The organism is Pseudoflavonifractor sp. An187, from assembly GCF_002160275.1.
GTDB classification, from domain to species: domain Bacteria; phylum Bacillota; class Clostridia; order Oscillospirales; family Oscillospiraceae; genus Enterenecus; species Enterenecus faecium.
In genome coordinates, this window is the sequence record NZ_NFKG01000004.1 from 87,637 (window position 1) to 106,099 (window position 18,463).

The following is an 18,463-nucleotide window of genomic DNA, read 5'->3' on the forward strand; positions in this document are numbered from 1 at the left end:
GTCTCACTCCTTATGAAAATAGTCATATACCGCCTGGGCGGCGTTTTGAGGCACCACTTCTCGCAGCTGCTCCACAGAGGCTCCTCGAATGGCCTTCATGCTCTTAAAATGGCGGAGCAGGGCGGTCTTGCGGGTGGGGCCCACCCCGGCAATCTCGTCCAGCACCGAACCCTTCATCCGCTTGCCCTGCCTAGAGCGCATAAATTCAATGGCAAAGCGGTGGGTCTCCTCCTGGATGCGGCCAATGAGGGCAAAGAGGGCCTGGTTTTGCTGCAAGCCGATCTCCTGCCCCTCCCCGTCCACCAGGGCCCGGGTGCGGTGTCGGTCGTCCTTGACCATGCCGAAGATGGGGACGCTGAGGCCCAGTTCTTTCAGGGCAGAGGCCGCCGCCCGCACCTGTCCCACGCCGCCGTCCATGAGCAGCACGTCGGGCATCTCCCCGAACTTCTCGTCCCCGTCCAGATACCGCCGGAAACGGCGGGCGATGACCTGCTCCATGGAGGCGTAGTCGTCGGCGTGCTCCAGCCCCTTGAGGGTGAAGTGGCGGTAGTCCCGTTTCAGGGGCCTGCCGTCCACGTGCACCGTCATGGAGGCCACAATGTCCGCATTTCCGCTGTTTGAGATGTCAAAGGCCTCCATGCGGTGGGGGGGCTTGGGCAGGCCCAACAGCCGCCCCAGGGCCTCCATGAGCTTGGAGGTGCGCTCCTGGGCGGAGGTGGCCCGCTGCACCTCCTCGGCGGCGTTTTGGTTGGCCATGGCCACCAGCTCGGTTTTGGCCCCTCGCTGGGGGGTGAGCAGTTCCACCTTCCGGCCCACCGCCTGGGTGAGCATCCGGGCCAGCTCCACCTGGCCGTCAAAGTCCAGGGGGAGGAGAATCTGCCGGGGCAGGGCCTGGCGGCCCTGGTAATACTGGGCAGTCAGCGTGGCCACACTCTCCCCCTCGTCCTCCTCCATGGGCAGGGGCAGCAGCTGCCAGTCCTTGGCCGCCAGCTCCCCGTCCACATAGTGGAGCACCACAAAACAGCTCTTGGCCTCTCCCCGGTGGTAGCCCACCACGTCGGTGTCCGCCAGAGAACCCACCACCGCCTTCTGTCGCTTGGCCAGCAGCTGCACCGCCCGAATCCGGTCCCGGTACTGGGCGGCCTTTTCAAAGCGCAGGTCCTCGGCGGCCTGCTCCATGGCTTGGGTCCACTCCGCCACCACCTGGTCCAGCTTGCCCTCCAGCAGCTGCACCGCCTTGTCCATGTTAGCCCGGTACTGGCTCTGGTCCATATCGGCACGACAATAGCCGTCACAGGTGCCCATGTGGAAGTTGAGGCAGGGGCGCTCCTTGCCGATGTCCCGGGGGAATTTCCGCTTGCAGGTGGGCAGGCGCAAAGCGGAGAGCAGGGCGTCGATGATGCCCTGGCTGGCCCCCCGGGTGCCATAGGGGCCGAAATACCGGGCCCCGTCCCGGGCCACCTTGGAGGTGAGGGAGAACTGGGGGTACTCCTCCTGGACGCTGAGGCGGATATAGGGGTAGCCCTTGCTGTCCTTGAGCAGAATGTTATACCGGGGCTGGTGGCGCTTGATGAGGGCGCACTCCAGCACCAGGGCCTCGAACTCCGTGGCCACCACAATGACGTCAAAGTGGTGGATCTGGGAGACCATGGCCCGGGTCTTCTCATTGTGGCGGCTCTGGTCCTGGAAATACTGGCTCACCCGGTTTTTCAGCGCCTTGGCCTTGCCCACGTAGATCACTTCACTGGCGGCGTTTTGCATGATATACACCCCAGGCTTTAACGGCAGTGCGTGGGCCTTGTCCCGCAGCTCTTCAAAGGTCATAGACAACCTCCCCCATGAGATAAAAAAAGCGCCGCTGTGAGCGGCGCTTTGTTCCGTCTGGCTTACTCAGAAAAATCGGAGTTGATCAGCTCCACCAGAGCGTTGACAGCCTCCTCCTCGTCGGGGCCGTCGGCGATGAGGGTGATGGCGGTGCCCTTCACGATGCCCAGAGAGAGCACGCCCAGCAGGCTCTTGGCGTTGACACGGCGCTCTTCCTTTTCCACCCACACGGAGCTCTTGAATTCATTGGCTTTCTGGATAAAGAAGGTGGCCGGACGAGCGTGCAGGCCAACCTGGTTGTTCACAACAGTCTCTTTCGTTACCATAAGAGAGTCCCTCCATATTCTTGCTTGGATTGGGGGAGTACTATCCCGCGCTTTCCCCGAAAATATTTTGCATTCCTAGCATACCAAATTTGGCAAGTAACGTCAACAGCATTTTGTACAAATCGCAGCGGTCCGTTTGGTGAAAAGTACGATTCACCCGTTCCTTGGTTATTTCATGGTCACCACGGTGACGCCGTCCTCTCCTTCACCATATGCACCAGGGCGGGCAGATTTCACATATCGGCTGTGCTTGAGGTGCTCCCGCACCGCCTTGCGCAAAGCGCCGGTGCCCTTGCCATGGATGATGGTTACCGTCTCCAGCTTGCCCATGAGGGCGTTGTCCAGGAACATGTCCACAGCAGCCAGGGCCTCGTCCACCATCATACCCCGCAGGTCCAGCTCCGCCTTGGCGGCAGCGGCCCGGAAGGGACGGGTGACGGTGGATTTGCGGGCCTTGTCCTTCTGGCTCTGCTTGTGACGGGCGGTGGCCTCTTCCAGCACCCGCACCTCGTCCTGCTTGGCCTTGAGCTTCAAGATGCCCGCCTGGAGCTGGAGGGTGCCGTCCTTGTTCACCCCCACCACCTGGGCCTGGGTGTGGGTTTTCAGCACCTCCACCATGTCTCCCACCACCGCCGGGCGGTTGGGTGCGGGGGCTTCCAGCTCCTCGCCCTTGGCACCCAGGGCGTTCTCCGCCTCGTTGAGGGTGCGGCGCAGGTCGGAGCGCTGCTGGTTGTCGTCCACCCACTCCTTGGCCTTCTCCTGGCGGCGGCGCATGGCGTTGAGTTCCTTAAACACGGCATCGGCGGTGTCCCGGGCCTCCTGAATGATGGCACGGGCCTCGGCCTGGGCTTTCTCGGTGGCCTTCCGCCGCTCCTCCTCGATGCGCTCCCGGTAGTGGTCCGCCTCGGCCTTGGTGCGCTCCATCTCTCGGCGCAGCTCCTGGGCCTTCTCCTTCTCCCGCTCCATGGCCTGGCGCTGGCTCTCCAGCTGGCTGATGACGTCCTCAAAGCGGACGTTCTCGGCATCAATCCGGTCGGCAGCCCGCTGGATGATGTAGTCGGGCAGTCCCAAGCGGCGGGAGATGGCAAAGGCGTTGGACTTGCCGGGGATGCCGATGAGCACCCGGTAAGTGGGGGCTAGAGTGTCCACGTTAAACTCGCAGGAGGCGTTTTCCACCCCTTCGGTGGTCATGGCGTACACCTTCAACTCGGCGTAGTGGGTGGTGGCCGCCACACGGGCTCCCAGCTGACGGGCGGACTCGATGATGGCGGCGGCCAGGGCTGCGCCCTCCACCGGGTCGGTGCCCGCTCCCAACTCGTCAAAGAGCACCAGGGTGTCCTCATCCAACTGCTCCAGCATGGCCACAATGTTCACCATGTGGGAGGAGAAGGTGGACAGGGACTGGTCAATGGACTGCTCGTCTCCGATGTCCGCCAGCACCGCCGAGCACACCCGAATGGTGGACCCGTCCATGGCGGGAATGTGGAGGCCGCACTGGGCCATGAGGGTCAAGAGGCCCAGGGTCTTCAAGGTCACCGTCTTACCGCCGGTGTTGGGGCCGGTGATGACCAGGGTGTCAAAATCTTTGCCCAAGTACAGGACGTTGCGCACAGCGGTCTTGGGGTCCAGCAGGGGGTGGCGGGCCTTGTGGAGCTCGATGTAGTCCCCCAGCACCGGCTCCATGCCCCCCATGTGGGTGGACAGCTTGGCCCGGGCGAAGATGACGTCCAGGGCAATGAGGGTGCGGTAGTTGTCCTCGATGCCCTCCCGGAACCCGGCGCAATCGGCAGACAGCTCCGCCAGAATACGCTCGATCTCCTTCTGCTCCTTCATTTGCAGCTCTCGCAGCTCATTGTTGGCGTTGACCACCCCCATGGGCTCGATGAAGAAGGTGCCGCCGGAGCCGGACACGTCGTGGACCAGGCCGGGAATCTCGTTTTTGTGCTCGCTCTTCACCGGCACCACGTAGCGGCCGCCCCGCATGGTGATGATGGACTCCTGCAAATACTTGGACTGGTTGGAGGAGATGAGGCGGTTGAGCACATCCCGCACCTTCCCCGCCGCCGCCCGGATGTGGCGGCGGATGTCCGCCAGCTCGGGGGAAGCAGAGTCGGCAATTTCATCCTCGCTGAGAATGGAGCCGCTGATCTTCTCCTCCAAAAAGCGGTTGGGGGACAGGCTGTGGAAGTAGCCGTCCAGTACGGTCTTTTCCGTGCTCTCCCCCACTCCGTACTCCCGCACATTGCGGGAGCAGCGCAGCACCTGGGCGATGTCCAGCAGCTCCCGGGTGTTCAATGCGCCGCCCCGGTCCGCCCGCTGCAAGGCAGCGGCCACCGGGCGCACCCCGGAAAAGGAGGGTGTGCCGTGCTTGACCAGCATTTGAAAGGCGGCTGAGGTCTGCTTTTGCAGCCGGGACACGTCGGACACCACCGTCTGAGGTCGCACCTTCCGGCAGGTCTCCTTGCCCTCCTCGGTCACCGCCTCGTCGGCCAGCATGGCCAGCACCCGCGGCAGTTCCAGGGTCTGTATGGATTTTTCAAGTAGTTCTGTCATATGTCATAGTCTCCGTATGCAAGGACTTATAGAAGTCCAGGGTATGAAATCCTCGTTCCAACTGGGTCATGAGATAGGCCTCGGAGGCGTCCGCCAGCTTGCGGAGGGACGGTTCGTCCAAAGTAAAGGAGAACAGCCGCTTGGGGTTGCCCCACATGATGTATCGCAGGGCCGCCAGAGCCGCCCCGGTCAGAGGCATGGACACTCCCTCCCCCAGCTTCTCCCGGCACCCCTTGCAGTGGAGCACCCCTTCCCGCAGGTGGAGGCAGGGGGACTCTGGGGTCTCGCAGCCGCACACCCCGCACTCCCCCACCATGGGCTCATAGCCCGCCAGGGCCATGGCCTTCCACTCAAAGGCGGTCTTCACCTGGGTGAGGGACACCGGCATCTGGTCCAGGGCGTGGAGGGCGTTGAGGGTGAGGGCCAGCAGCTCCGGCTCGGGCTGTTCCTCCTCACACAGGGTCTCGGTGACCTGGGCAAAATAGCTGCCCAGGGCCAGCTTGTCCAGGTCCTCCCGCACTCCACGAAAGGCCCGCTGGGTCACCGCCTCCTTCACCTGCCAGCGGCCCTGACGCTGGGAGAGGGTGAACTCGGCCCAGGTCAGCACTTGGCAGGCGGCAGCGGTGGCGTCCTTCTTCTTGCGTACCCCCCGGGCAGACAGGGTGAGTTTACCCTGCTCCGGTGTGAGCACCGTGAGCAGCTTATCCGAGTCCTTGTACTCCACTTCCCGCAGGACCAGGGCTGTGGTGGTCAGGTACATGGGGCGTCCTCCGATTGCCAGGCATACACAATCATGCCCGGCTCCTCCTCTCCCCAGCCGTTGATGGGTTGGCGATCCGTGGCCACAAAGCCACAGGCCACATGGGTGGCGATGGAGGGGGTATTCCGGGGCGACACCAGGCCGAATAGCTCGCCCGCTCCCTGCCCAGTGAGCAGCTCCTGGGTGTGGCAGATCAGCTGTTTGGCCCAGCCCTTGCCCCGGGCCTGGGGCGCGGTCTCCAGGGCCTCCAGGAACCACACTCCCGGGGCACATTCCACGCAGCGCAGGCCGCTGACCCACACGCCGTCCACCTCCTCCACCAGCACCATCTGGCGGTGGTGGGTGACAAATTCTTTCAAAAACTCTTCATAAGCCTGTTCCATGGCCTGGGGCGATTCAAAATGGCGTGCCAGTTGGTCCATGGACTCCCGGTAGAGGTCCACCAGACGGCGCACCGTCTCCGGCTCCACCTGGGTGACACGTTTGAGCATTGGTCTTTCCTTCTTTCTCCGTCTCCGGGCGCTCCCAGCGGGTCATGAGCCACGCCTCGGGCAGCCCGGTCTTCCAAAACAGCTCCCAGTTCCCCAATGGCTTCACGCTTCACATCCCCTTTCTACCCTTAGGGTGAGAGGGGATGTGTGGGGTTATGTGTGGAAAATCCTTCAAAAAGATGCAAGCATCTTTTTGAGTGGGTTGCAGCCCGCCGCGCGCATAATTTGTCCAGCGTGGGAGGACAAATTCCACACTTGCGGGCTGAGAAGTATTTTCTTCGCCGCACATGTCGCCGAAGAAAATGGTTTTCAATTTTTTCGCACCTGCGGGTGCGAACTCTGCGAGGCTTTAGTCCTCGGTATATCCAAAATTGTGAATCAGACTCACATTGTCACGCCAGTTTTCTTTCACCTTCACCCAAGTTTCCAGGTACACCTTGGCCCCCATAAAGGCCTCCATGTCCTCCCGGGCCTGGGTGGAGATCTTCTTGAGCATGGAGCCCTTCTTGCCGATGATGATGCCCTTGTGGGAGTCCTTCTCACAGTAGATGGTGACGTGGCAGTCGATGATGTCGTCGTCCCGCTGGGTGAACCGGGTCACCTCCACGGCGGTGCCGTGGGGAATCTCCTGGTCCAGGTTGCGCAGCAGCTTCTCCCGGACGATCTCCGCCATGATCTGCCGCTCGGGCTGGTCGGTGACCACATCGTCGGGGAACAGCTGGGGCCCCTCGGGAATCCACTTGGCCAGCAGGTCCAGCAGTTCTTCCACACCCTCCCCGGTTTTGGCGGAAATGGGCATGACGGCGTCCCAGTTGTGGGCGGCGCCATACACGGCCATCACAGACAGCAGCTTTTCCTTCTCGATGGTGTCAATCTTATTGATGACCAGCACGGCGGGGGCGCCCAGGGCCTTGATGCGGCCAATGAGCTCCTCTTCGGCGGGGCCGATGCGGTCCACAGGCTCCACCAGCAGCATGACCCCGTCCACGTCCGCCACGGACTGGCGCACCACCTTCACCATGTAGTCGCCCAGACGAGTGCGGGCCTTGTGCAGGCCGGGGGTGTCCACAAAGACGAACTGGGTGTCTCCTCGGTTCAACACCGCACAGATGCGGTTACGGGTGGTCTGGGGCTTGGAGGAGACAATGGCGATCTTCTCCCCCACCAGGGTGTTGGTCAGGGTGGACTTGCCCACGTTGGGGCGGCCCACGATGGTGATAATTCCGCTTTTCTTGATCTGAGACATAGTAGATGATCCTCAACTTTCTTTGGTATCGGCATTGAACAATGGCCGTTTGTATATTGGGAAGGGAACTTACGGCTCCCGGTTCCACATGACATAGAAGTCCCGCCGTCCGTCCCCTTTGCCGTAATAGCTCAACTCATAGGTTCCGGTGCGGCCGTCGGCCTCAATGACCACCCGCAGGGTGGGAAAGCCCTCGGGAATGTCCTGCTGCACCAGCATGGACACGGGTTCGGGGCCGCTGGTGGTGTGCACGTCCTGGATGTCGGTGATCTCTCCGGTGTTCGTATCGTAGGAGATCTCCTGCAAGGTGATGGTGCTCCCCGGAAGCTTGGGCACAATGAGCATATACTCGCCGTACTCCTGATCGGGGTACACCTGGTCCACATTGCCCGCCAGGTCCAGCTCCGCCTGGGTGGGATTTAGAATCACCACACCCAGAATGCTCTCTCCCGCCAGGGCGTCAAACACCTCTGTTTGTCCCACGGGTTCTGGGGTCTGAACGGGCTTTAGGGTGGTGACCTTCTCCTCCGTGGTCACTTCGGTTTTGTTGATAAAGGCTGTGCACCCGGTGAGAAGCAGCCCGGCGCACAGGGTGGCAGCGGATAACATCAGCAACCTCTTCATGGTACAGCCTCCTTTTCACACGTTGGTTATCGGGTCAGTCCAATTTCCTCCATGATGGCATCCTCTCGGGCCCGCATCTGAGCCTTCTGGGGTCCCTCGTCCAGGTGGTCGTAGCCCAGCAGGTGGAGCACCGAGTGCACCACCAGGTAGCTAAGCTCCCGCTCCCGGCTGTGGCCGTACTCCTGGGCCTGGGCCTCCACCCGCTCCAGAGACAGCACCATATCCCCCAGGGGGACACAGCCACTGTCCGGGTCAGCCCAATCCGCCTGGGGCTTCTCCCCGGGGGTGAGCTCAAACGTGGGGAAGGACAGGACGTCGGTGGGGCGGTCCACCCCCCGCATGTCCAGATTGATGGCGTGGATGCCCGCGTCGTCGCTGAGCAGCACGTCAATTTCACAGGGCACTTCCACCCCCTGAGCGGCCAGAGCGGTGGCAATGGTGGAGCGGATGAGGGCACAGGTTTCCTCGGTGTCCGCCCCCTCCACCTCGGTGGAGATGGAGATCTGGTGCTTGTCAGCCATGGGTCTTCCTCCTCCCCTGCTTGTCGCCGCCCTTATCCTTGTCCTTGGGGGGCTGGTTGGCGTGATAGTAGTCGTCATAGGCCTTGATGATGCGCTGGACAATGACGTGGCGCACCACGTCCTGGTCGGTGAGCTGACAGATGGCGATATCCTCCACCCCACGCAGCACCCGCATGGCCTCTTTCAGGCCGCTGGTCTTGTCGGCGGGCAGGTCGATCTGGGTCACGTCGCCGGTGATGACCACCTTGGAGCCGAAGCCCATACGGGTGAGGAACATTTTCATCTGCTCCCGGCTGGTGTTCTGGGCCTCGTCCAGGATGATAAAGCTGTCGTCCAGGGTGCGGCCACGCATGTAGGCCAGAGGGGCCACCTCGATGTTGCCCCGCTCCAGGTACTTCTGATAGGTCTCCGCCCCCAGCATGTCAAAGAGGGCGTCGTACAGGGGGCGCAGGTAGGGGTCCACCTTGGACTGCAAGTCGCCGGGCAGGAAGCCCAGCCGCTCCCCGGCCTCCACCGCCGGACGGGTGAGGATGATGCGGTTGATCTGTTTTTCCCGGAAGGCGGCCACAGCCGCGGCCACCGCCAGGTAGGTCTTACCGGTACCGGCGGGGCCCACCCCCAGGGTGACGGTGTTGTTCTTAATGGAGTCAATATACTTCTTCTGGCCCACGGTCTTGGCCTTGATGGGCTTGCCCTTGGCGGTGACGCACACCACGTCCCCCGCCAGCTGGGCGATCTTGCCCTCGTTGCCCGCCCGCACCAACTCAATGATGTAGCGCACATTCTGCTGGTTGATGGGCTCCCCCTTGGCGGACAGGGAGAGAAGGCCCTGCACCGCCTTCACCGCCCACATCACCGCCTCCCCGTCGCCGGAGATTTTCAGGTTGGACTCCCGGTTTACCACCGTGACCCCCAGTTCCTGCTCGATGATGCGGATATTTTCATCAAAGAGGCCAAAGAGGTTGATGGCCTCCTCCATACGCTCAATGCTGATGCACTGCTCTGTCATTTGTTAAGATTCCTCCCCACTCTGGGTTTCCGGTTCTACGTGTCCGGTGGTACCCGGGCGCTCCACGGTGCGGCCGATCTGTTCCCGGCACTCGGCCACCATGGACACCACCAGGGTGTCCCCCTCTACCCGGGTGACAAAGTCCTGGTGGAGAATCTCCCCGTCTCCCACCTCCAGCAGCTGCTCCAGCCGCTGCTGCAACCATTCCTTCAACAGCGCTTCTCCCTGCTGTGGGTCCACCTGCTGCTCCTGAACGGTGTACCCCCGGTAGGTGGTGGTCTGCCACCACACCGGCCAGGTGTAGCCGCCCAGTTCCAGGAACTCTGTGTTGGTTATTTTATCATATCCTTCGGGGAAAATGCTACTCTTTTCGAAAAAATCCAGTTCCAGCCCCAAAATTCCCAGGCGGTACCCGGTGTGGGTGTCCTCCTCATACACTTTGGTGGGCACCGTCAGGGGCAGGCGCTCCTCCAGGGTGCGCCAGGTGCGGGCGGTGACGGTGCCGGTGGCGTGGACCACCAGGTCCCCGGCGTAGGGCTTTTCCGGGTTCTGCTGGTAGAGGGGAATGGTGCCGCTGATGAGCACTTCCCCCTTGGCCACAATGTCACCATCCACAAATTGCGCCTGGCCTGCGGAAGTCTGGATATCTTCAATGATGCCGTCGGCGGTGGCCACAATGTCCGCCGGGGTGGACTGGTCCAGAAGCTCCGGCTGGGGGTCGGCCTCCTCCACCTGCACCACCACCCGGGTGCCGTAGAGGTTGATGGCCATAAAGGACAGTTCGGGCAGGGAGATCAGGGCCTCGTTGACCACCTCCCGCTGGGCGATGGAGGGAGCGTACACCCCCGGACGCACCCCCAGCCGCTCCAACTGGGTGAGAATCACCGCGGAGGGCACCGTCTCATTGCCCACCACCTCCACCACCAGCACAAACTGGCTGAGGATGCTCACCGCCGCCAGGCACAGACCCAGCCCCAGCACAAAGCCCCACCGCTTGGACAGCCGCTGGGCCTGGGCCACGCCGCCCCGGCGTGAGAGCACCTCCAGGGTGCACCCGCACCGCCCTGCCAGCTCCTTGAGCTCCTCCAGGTCGGACAGGTGCACCCGCACCTGGACGGTGTGGGCGTCGGGCCACTTAAGCCGCCAAAAGCCCCGGCGGTTCTGGGCGCACAGATTGAGAAACCGCTCGGGATAGGCCCCGGTCACCTGGATGACGGCGTAACCCAACAGCAGGTTGAACCATTTTTTCATACCCTCACCTCGTCAACTCCACCGCTGTGATGCGCCCGGTGATGAGCAGCTGGGTGGGGTTCATGGCCCGCAGCTCCAGCCCCTCCCCTTTCACCATCACCAGCAGTTTGCCCGCAGAGATGTGGATTTCCTCCGGTCCATAGGCCAAAATGCCCCGGTGTGGCTCCATGCGCAGCTCCCCGTCTCCGATGAGCTCCAGCCGGGGCAGCCCCGCCAACACATCCCCCGGCACATCCAACAGCCGGGAGGCCCGCTCCAACAGGCTCTGCTTTTTCTCCATGTCCATCACCTCTGGAAACTCTATGAACCATCAGCCCTCCACTTGCCTGTCCCAATGGGATTTTACGTGGACATTTGCCCCAGGTTGTGATAGAGTAAAGAGAAATGTGAAGAAAAGGCGGTACAACATCCATGCAACCAAACAACTCCAAATACCGGGATAAGAGCCGGGAGCCCAGCTACACGGTAGCCGAGCCCACCACGCTCCTCCCCTTTCTGCTGGCTACCCTCAAGGGGAAGAGCCGCAACAACGTCAAGTCCCTGCTCTCCCGCAAGCTGGTGACGGTGGACGGCAAGCCCACCTCCCAGTTCGACACGCCCCTGGCCCCCGGCCAGGTGGTGACCATCCTGTCCGTGTCCGCCCCCAAGCAGGACACCCTCCCCTTCCCCATCCTCTTTGAGGACGAGCACCTCATTGTGGTCAACAAGCCCGCCAAGCTTTTGAGCGTGGGCAACGAGAAGGAGAAGGTGCGCACGGCCTACCACATGGTCACCGACTACGTGAAGAGCCAGCACATTGACAACCGCATTTTTGTCATCCACCGTCTGGACCGGGACACCTCCGGGGTGCTGATGTTCGCCAAGGACGAGGCCACCAAAGAGCTGTTCCAGTCCCGTTGGAACGACATTGTCACCCGCCGGGGCTATCTGGCGGTGGTGGAGGGCACCCCTCGCCCCGAACGGGACACCATCCACTCCTACCTGGTGGAGACCAAGACCCACATGATCTTCTCCGGCGACCCCGGCCCCGGGGCCAAGGAGGCCATCACCAACTACGAGGTCATTAAGAGCGGCTCCGGCTACTCCCTGCTGGATATCTCCATTGATACCGGCCGGAAAAACCAGATTCGTGTCCACATGAAGGAGCGAGGCTGTCCCATTGCCGGGGACAAGCAGTATGACGCCCGCACCAACCCCATCGGGCGGCTGTGCCTCCACGCTAACGAGCTGTCCTTCACCCACCCCGCCACTGGACAGCCCACCACCTTCAAGGCTAAGATGCCCCGGGACTTCAACCGAGTGTTCCGCTGAGATGGGCAAACGCCATGAACAGATACAAAGACACATCCAGGCAGGCCCGTACCCGGGACCAAAGCCTGGAATCCACCGCCACAGAACCTGAGCCTGAGCGGTGTGAAATCACCGGAAGGCCCAACGGCAAGAGCTATCTGGTGTTGGCAGGGGTGATTTTGGCGCTGCTGGTTTTCCTCCTGCTGCCCATCCTCCTGCACAGCGTGACCACCCACAACAATTCCCTGGCCCTTTTCTCCGGCATCGGAGCTGTGGCCATGGTGGGTATTCTGGTCTATTTGGCGGTGCGCTATCGGTGCTTTCAGGTGAAGATGGACGCCCAGGGGTTCTATCTTCGCACCACTCCCTTCAACGGTAAATACTACCGCTACACCGAGATCAAGGAGTGCCGAGAGGTTCGGCGGGTATACCGTCCCCGTGGGGCCCAGGGCAGCAGAGCCACCCGTTCCTATGCCTTTCTCTTCTTCTTCACCGATGGGTCTGGGGTCACCCGGCAATTTTTCTTTCAGAAGGAGCAATTCAGCCACGAGATTCAGGTGCTAAAGGCCCGCATTGCGGCGGCCCAGCACCAGGACGTCCAGGAGCCAACTCGCCCCACGGCGTCCCCCCGAGCCCGCACCGCCGCTTCCAGCAAGGTTCCCCCTCTGCCGCTGCTGCTGTTGGGGATTGTGCTGCTGGGCATCGGGCTGTACCTGCTCTCCCCCCACATCGTGGCCATGCTGCGTCTGAACCCCCAGAACAACAGCTGGACCCAGACCACCGCCACAGTGGTGAACGTCTCCACCCAGGACGATTCCTACAATATCGTCTACTCCTACACCGTCAACGGTGCGTCCTATCAGAACTCCACCACCTCGGACACCTCTATGCGGCTGGGCGACACCATCTCGGTGTACTATAACCCGGCTTCTCCCCAGTTCTCCCGGGACTCCATAGGCGGGGGCACCGGAGAAACCGTCCCCATGAGCAAAACGCTGTTGGGGGCCCTCTCCACGGCCTTGGGTCTGGGGTGTGTGGGTGTGGTGGCCTGGAGCTTAAAAAAGCCCGCCGCTACTCCGGCGAAGGTGCGTCGGGATTCCAACCGAACCGCCCGATAAGATTCGTTTTTTCAAGGAGTGAAGGAAATGCAAGAGGATAAGTGGGTCTATCAAATTGGGAAAGACAGCTTGGCTGTGATATTCCCCCTCATTGGCCTGGCCATATCTGGCGGCGTTGCCATTGCGCTGGCTTTGGCAAACAATCCGGCGGTATTCTTTATAGGCCTGTTTGCTCTGTTCATGCTGGTGATGACGTTGATGGGGCTGTATCGTCGGTTCATCGTGAAGTTCCTGGTAGGTGAAAACGGCTTTTATCATAAGACCAAACCGGGAAACGGGCGTTATCACCGCTACAGTGAGCTGGAAAAGGCCTGGACTTCCTATGGCGATGGGAACAACGCTCTGTACTTTTATTACCAGCTGCCGGGCAAGTCTCCTGTCCGCTTCTACTACAACCTCATAGACGATGAAGCGGTGGAGTACATGCTCTCCAAGTTCCGCTCCTTCCACCCCGAGTTGGAGGAGGAAAACGAGGACTGGGATTACGACGAATAAGATAGAAAGACAGGCGGTGAAGATGACCGCCTGCCTTTTTGCCTATTTTGGCTTTTTACAAGTAAACATTGATGTTCTCCCATGTCCTAGGCGCAAACCTGCGCCCCTGGCAGGGACGCTCCGCTGGGGTAACTTTCTGCCGCCAGAAAGTCACCAAAGACCGCCAAAGGCGGGGCCTTCCCCCGCCTTGTGGAATCCACCCCGCGGCACTGGGCGTCCCTGCGTTCTTCTCTATTCGGCCCTTGGTTCGGTTGGGTCACATAGATGACGTGTCGTTCTATGGCTTGTATTTGCTTCTCTGCTAGTGTGTCTTTCTGCTGCCAGGGCCTTACCCTGGTGCGCCGCTGTTCCCAGCTAATGGGGGCTGGCTCCCGGCGGCGGGAACGCCGCTGCGCCAAGGTAGGCCCGGGCATGGAAACCACCCAGCCATAGGGCCAGTTGCCCAAGTTGGACTGGTGTGGTGGCAGAAACAGGGGCCACAGCAAGGGTCACGGGCCGAACTCAGTTTTGACGCAGGTCCAGCCTCGTACCCCAGGGAGGTCCTTAGGGGGGGACGCCCTAAGCGGGTTTTGGTTCCTTTTGACCGGGCAAAAGGAACCCCCAGCGGGGAGCGTCCCCGCCAGGCTGGCAAGCCTATGTCTTCCTTTCCAAAGAAGTGAAAACCCCGCTGCATCTGCCCAAATTAGAGGCAGACACAGCGGGGGTTTGTGCTTCTATTAGCTCAAAAAGTCCTTCAGCTTCTTGGAGCGGCTGGGGTGGCGCAGCTTGCGCAGGGCCTTGGCCTCGATCTGACGGATACGCTCACGGGTGACGTTGAACTCCTTGCCCACTTCCTCCAGGGTGCGGGTACGGCCGTCCTCAATGCCGAAGCGCAGCTTCAGCACCTTCTCCTCTCGGGGGGTGAGGGTGGACAGCACGTCCACCAGCTGCTCCTTCAACAGGGTGAACGAGGCGGCCTCGGAGGGCTCGGAGGCGTCCTCGTCGGGGATGAAGTCGCCCAAATGGCTGTCCTCCTCCTCGCCGATGGGGGTTTCCAGGGAGACGGGCTCCTGGGCGATCTTCAAAATCTCCCGCACCTTCTCCACTGGCATGTTCATCTCAGCGGCGGTCTCCTCGGGGGTGGGATCGTGGCCCAGCTCCTGGAGCAGCTGACGATTGACCCGGATGACCTTGTTGATGGTCTCCACCATGTGCACGGGGATACGGATGGTACGGGCCTGGTCGGCAATGGCACGGGTGATGGCCTGACGAATCCACCAGGTGGCGTAGGTGGAGAACTTGTAGCCCTTGGTGTAGTCGAACTTCTCCACGGCCTTGATCAGACCCAGGTTGCCCTCCTGGATGAGGTCCAAAAACAGCATACCACGGCCCACATACCGCTTGGCGATGGACACCACCAGACGCAGGTTGGCCTCGGCCAGCTTCTGCTTGGCCCGCTCCCCGGCCTTGATGCTCTTGTTCAGCTCCTGGAGCACCTCGGCGGGCAGCTCCTCCCCAGTCTTCTCCAGCTCGGCCTTCTGCTCCTTGGCCAGGTTGCCAGCGGCCATAGCCTGGGCCAGCTCGATCTCCTGGTCGGGAGAGAGCAGGTCCACCTTACCGATCTCCTTGAGGTACATGCGCACGGGGTCATCGATGGCGAAGGAGTCCACCAGGGTGTTGGGGTCCACCAGCTCCTCCTCGTTGAAGTCCTCCATCTCCTCGGCGGGGGGCAGCAGGTCCTCCTCGCTGAGGATGGGCATCAGGTCCTCTTCCCCGGCGGCGTCCACGCCCAGGTTCTCCATGATGTCGTACATCTTGTCCATTTGCTCGCTCTCCAGGTTCATGGACTCCAGCACTTCCATCATCTCACCGGAGGACAGCTTGCCCTTCTTGTAGCCAGCGTCCACCAGCTCCACCAGACGCTCACCGCCCTGGATGCCGTCCACCAGCTTCACCAGCTCGGCCTTGGCGCTCTCGAACTTTTCCTTGCTGACCATGCTAATGCCGGAAGCCACCTCGGGCTTCTTTCCGTTTTTCTTCTTTTCACTCATGGTTTTCATCCTCCGTAGCTTTTTTTCTGTTTGAGTAGGTCTCTGAGTTGGGCCAAGTCCTGGCCGCTGTGTATGTCTGCCCTGCGGTGTTGCGCAAGGATGGTCTGCTTATAATCGTCTAAGGCCGCCTGAGCGGTGTGCATGGGCTGGGGCTGCTGCACCACGGCGGACAGGTGGTCCATCTCCTCCGGGGTAAACACCCCGTCCAGGGCCGCCAAGCTCACCGGCTTGCCCGCCTGCCACCGCTGCCGCAACTGGTCATAGGCCCGCCCCAGCAGAGGGGCCGAGAAATCGGACGCAGGTAAGTCCTCCAGCTGCCGGAAATAACTGGGGTCCAGCAGCACCACCCGCAGCACGCCCTCCTCCGCCAGAGCGGAGGCCACATTGGTATACCTCAGCTCCCGCTGCTTGGGCTGAATGGTCTGAGTGGGAGTGAGGCTGCGCCGCTCCTCCTGACGCCGGGCCTGTCGCCCTTTTTGGCGGCGCTGCTGCTCCACCTCCTGGGCCATGGCCTCCCGGCTGATGCCGGCGGCGTCGGCGGCTCGGTTTCCGTAGATCTCCCGCTCCACCGGGCTGTTGAGGCCCGCCACCAGACCCGCCGCCGCCTGTAAGTACTGGGCCTTCTGGTCGTCCTGGCTCAAATCGAAGCCCTGGCGCACCTCCTCCAGGCGGTACTCCACCGAGTTGGCGCAGCCCTGGAGCAGGCCTTCAAATACCTCAGGCCCCTGGTGCTTGATGAAGTCGTCGGCGTCCTGTTTCACCAGCTGGCCACTGTCGTCCCGCCGCCGGGGCAGCTGGAGCACCTTCACTTGCAGTTGGGAGCCTTTCAGCAGGGCGATGGCCCGCTGGGTGGCGTCCACGCCCGCGTTGTCGTTGTCGTAGCACAGCACCAGCTCCTGGGTGTACTTTTCCAGAATGCGGATGTGCTCTTCCGTCAAAGCCGTGCCCATGGTGGCAATGGTGTTGTCAAAGCCCGCCTGGTGTAGGGTGATGACGTCGATGTTGCCCTCCACCAGAATCATGTTGGGCCGTTTGGTGTTTTTTGCGTAGTTGAGGCCGTATAGGATGGACCGCTTTTTGAAGATGGCGGTCTCCGGGGTGTTCAAGTACTTGGGGGTGGAGTCGTCCATCACCCGGCTGGTAAAGCCAATGACATTGCCCCGCACGTCGATGACCGGGAGCATGAGGCGGTTTCGGTACTTGTCATAGATGCCGCCGTTTTTCCCAGCCACCGCCAGGCCCGCCTCGATGAGGTCGGCCTTGTCGTAGCCCTTCTCCCGCATGGCCAAAATGAGCCGGTCCCAGGCGTTGGGGGCGGCCCCCAGACCGAACCGAGCGGAAAACTTGGGGCTGATGCGCCGCTTTTTGGCGATATACTCCGCCACCTGGGCCCCTTCGGGCTGGGAGAGCATGGAGCGATAGAACCGGGCGGCCTCTTTATTCAGCTCCAGAATGCGCTGGCGTTTTTCCCGCCATGCACCATTGCTGTTGTCCTCGGGCACCTCCATGCCAGCCTGGGCGGCCAGCTTGCGCACCGCCTCGGGGAAGGGGAGATTCTCCATCTCCATGACAAAGCGCACCGCACCGCCCCCCTTGCCGCAGCCGAAGCAGTGGAAAATCTGCTTGCTCTCGTTGACGGAGAAGGAGGGGGTCTTTTCCCGGTGGAAGGGACACAGGCCCCAGTAGTTGCCACCCTTCCGGGTGAGGGGGACGTAGGCGGACACCACGTCCACAATGTTGAGCCGACTGCTCAGCTCGTCCAAAAATTGTTCCGGTATGGCCATGGTATCACCCCCAATTCTGGCCACTTTTATCTCATTTTATTTAATCATCCACCGCATGGGGATAAAAAGCTCCTCAAATTTCTCCACCGCGTAGGCGTCGCTCATGCCGGCGATGTAGTCGGTGACCGCCCGCTCCACGCCCTCCCGCACCAGAATGTCCTGATACTCACAGGGGAGCTTGTCGTTGTGCTTGCAGTAGTATTCAAACATGTGGCAGATCATGTCCTCCGCCTTGGACTCCTCCCCTTTTGCCTTGGGGTTGAAGTACACCGCCTCAAACATGAAGTTTTTCAGCTCTGCCATGGCCTGGGCCACCTCCGGGGACTGGTGAATCTCCATGCCCTCCTGGCTATTGGCCACAATGTCCAGCACCAGCCGCTCAATGCGCTCCCCGTGGGTGAAGCCCAGCACCTGGGAGATGTGTACGGGGATGTCGGTGGGGTAGATGATGCCGCCCCGCATGGCGTCGTCAATGTCGTGGTTGATGTAGGCGATCTTGTCGGCGTAGCGCACCAGTTGCCCCTCCAGGGTCTCCGCCATGGGTCCGGTGGTGTGGCGGAGAATGCCGTCCCTCACCTCATAGCACAGGTTCAGCCCGGCACCGTCCCGCTCCAGGCGGTCCACCACCCGCAGGGACTGCTCATAGTGGCGGAAGCCCCCCTCCACCATCCGGCTCAGCGCCCGCTCTCCGGCGTGGCCAAAGGGGGTGTGGCCCAAATCGTGGGCCAAGGCGGCGGCCTCGGTGAGGTCCTGGTTCAGACCCAACGCCCGGGCCATGCTCCGGGCAATTCCCGACACCTCCAGGGTGTGGGTCATGCGGGTGCGGTAGTGGTCCCCCTCCGGCTGGAGGAATACCTGGGTCTTGTGCATCAGCCGCCGAAAGGCCTTGGAATGCACCACCCGGTCCACATCCCGCTGAAAACAGGTGCGCATGGGACAGGGAGGGATGTCCACCGCCCGCCCTTTGGACTGGGCAGCCAAGCAGGCCCGGGGAGAGAGAATCTGTCGCTCCAACTCCTCGGCATAGGTACGAATTTCCATTTGCACCCCTCCTATCCGATATTTCCTATCACTATATACTCCATATCTGGCGGGAATCCTTCTTTTTATCAAAATTTTTTGAAAACTTTTTTCATACCCC

17 protein-coding genes are annotated in these 18,463 nt (G+C 61.6%); 3 read left to right on the forward strand and 14 right to left on the reverse strand.

Annotated features, from left to right (window positions below):
* Window positions 1–3: 3 nt before the first annotated feature.
* The 11 genes from uvrC to B5F22_RS03930 all read right to left on the reverse strand — a co-directional run bounded on the left by uvrC (window position 4) and on the right by B5F22_RS03930 (window position 10,885).
* Complete coding sequence (uvrC, locus tag B5F22_RS03880; RefSeq protein WP_087391088.1) at window positions 4–1,824, reverse strand: excinuclease ABC subunit UvrC; 1,821 nt, start codon at window positions 1,822–1,824, stop codon at window positions 4–6.
* Window positions 1,825–1,886: 62 nt separating this feature from the next.
* Window positions 1,887–2,150: an HPr family phosphocarrier protein gene (locus B5F22_RS03885; protein WP_087231242.1), complete on the reverse strand. Its 264-nt coding sequence runs from the start codon at window positions 2,148–2,150 to the stop codon at window positions 1,887–1,889.
* A gap of 168 nt (window positions 2,151–2,318) precedes the next feature.
* On the reverse strand, window positions 2,319–4,703 hold the full coding sequence (locus tag B5F22_RS03890; RefSeq protein WP_087391091.1) for an endonuclease MutS2: 2,385 nt from the start codon (window positions 4,701–4,703) through the stop codon (window positions 2,319–2,321).
* On the reverse strand, window positions 4,687–5,463 hold the full coding sequence (gene recO / locus B5F22_RS03895) for a DNA repair protein RecO (protein WP_087391094.1): 777 nt from the start codon (window positions 5,461–5,463) through the stop codon (window positions 4,687–4,689). Before recO ends, B5F22_RS03890 begins: the two co-directional genes overlap by 17 nt.
* Complete coding sequence (locus B5F22_RS03900; RefSeq protein WP_087391097.1) at window positions 5,454–5,954, reverse strand: GNAT family N-acetyltransferase; 501 nt, start codon at window positions 5,952–5,954, stop codon at window positions 5,454–5,456. Before B5F22_RS03900 ends, recO begins: the two co-directional genes overlap by 10 nt.
* A 349-nt stretch (window positions 5,955–6,303) precedes the next feature.
* Window positions 6,304–7,200 carry a GTPase Era gene (era, locus tag B5F22_RS03905; protein WP_087391100.1) on the reverse strand — a complete coding sequence of 299 codons (897 nt, stop codon included), beginning with the start codon at window positions 7,198–7,200 and terminating at the stop codon, window positions 6,304–6,306.
* A 69-nt stretch (window positions 7,201–7,269) separates the two neighbouring features.
* Entirely contained in the window at window positions 7,270–7,824 is a 555-nt protein-coding gene (locus B5F22_RS03910) for a hypothetical protein (RefSeq protein ID WP_087231227.1), read from the reverse strand.
* Between the two features lie 26 nt (window positions 7,825–7,850).
* A complete protein-coding gene (ybeY, locus tag B5F22_RS03915; RefSeq protein WP_087391104.1) occupies window positions 7,851–8,345 on the reverse strand; it encodes an rRNA maturation RNase YbeY in 495 nt (164 codons plus the stop codon).
* The gene (locus B5F22_RS03920) at window positions 8,338–9,354 is read right to left on the reverse strand and encodes a PhoH family protein (protein WP_087369587.1); all 1,017 of its coding nucleotides are present in this window, start codon (window positions 9,352–9,354) and stop codon (window positions 8,338–8,340) included. The genes ybeY and B5F22_RS03920 overlap by 8 nt, the downstream gene beginning before the upstream one ends.
* 3 nt (window positions 9,355–9,357) lie before the next feature.
* Window positions 9,358–10,605: a sporulation protein YqfD gene (locus tag B5F22_RS03925; RefSeq protein WP_087391107.1), complete on the reverse strand. Its 1,248-nt coding sequence runs from the start codon at window positions 10,603–10,605 to the stop codon at window positions 9,358–9,360.
* A gap of 4 nt (window positions 10,606–10,609) precedes the next feature.
* Window positions 10,610–10,885 carry a YabP/YqfC family sporulation protein gene (locus B5F22_RS03930; RefSeq protein ID WP_087231399.1) on the reverse strand — a complete coding sequence of 92 codons (276 nt, stop codon included), beginning with the start codon at window positions 10,883–10,885 and terminating at the stop codon, window positions 10,610–10,612.
* Window positions 10,886–11,016: 131 nt separating this feature from the next.
* Here B5F22_RS03930 and B5F22_RS03935 point away from each other — a divergent pair, with 131 nt between their 5' ends.
* From B5F22_RS03935 to B5F22_RS03945, 3 genes are read left to right on the forward strand one after another with little or no spacing between them, the layout of a single operon-like run.
* A complete protein-coding gene (locus tag B5F22_RS03935) occupies window positions 11,017–11,916 on the forward strand; it encodes an RluA family pseudouridine synthase (protein WP_087369589.1) in 900 nt (299 codons plus the stop codon).
* Between the two features lie 14 nt (window positions 11,917–11,930).
* Window positions 11,931–13,013 carry a DUF3592 domain-containing protein gene (locus B5F22_RS03940; RefSeq protein WP_087391110.1) on the forward strand — a complete coding sequence of 361 codons (1,083 nt, stop codon included), beginning with the start codon at window positions 11,931–11,933 and terminating at the stop codon, window positions 13,011–13,013.
* Window positions 13,014–13,040: 27 nt separating this feature from the next.
* On the forward strand, window positions 13,041–13,508 hold the full coding sequence (locus B5F22_RS03945; RefSeq protein ID WP_087391113.1) for a hypothetical protein: 468 nt from the start codon (window positions 13,041–13,043) through the stop codon (window positions 13,506–13,508).
* A gap of 716 nt (window positions 13,509–14,224) precedes the next feature.
* Here the strand turns inward: B5F22_RS03945 and rpoD are convergent.
* Genes rpoD through B5F22_RS03960 form a run of 3 tightly spaced genes read right to left on the reverse strand, consistent with a single transcriptional unit; the run spans window position 14,225 to window position 18,363 of the window.
* Entirely contained in the window at window positions 14,225–15,538 is a 1,314-nt protein-coding gene (gene rpoD, locus B5F22_RS03950) for an RNA polymerase sigma factor RpoD (RefSeq protein ID WP_087231205.1), read from the reverse strand.
* Between the two features lie 5 nt (window positions 15,539–15,543).
* On the reverse strand, window positions 15,544–17,322 hold the full coding sequence (gene dnaG, locus B5F22_RS03955; protein WP_087391115.1) for a DNA primase: 1,779 nt from the start codon (window positions 17,320–17,322) through the stop codon (window positions 15,544–15,546).
* 36 nt (window positions 17,323–17,358) lie between these two features.
* Complete coding sequence (locus tag B5F22_RS03960; protein ID WP_087231199.1) at window positions 17,359–18,363, reverse strand: deoxyguanosinetriphosphate triphosphohydrolase; 1,005 nt, start codon at window positions 18,361–18,363, stop codon at window positions 17,359–17,361.
* Between the last annotated feature and the right edge of the window lie 100 nt (window positions 18,364–18,463).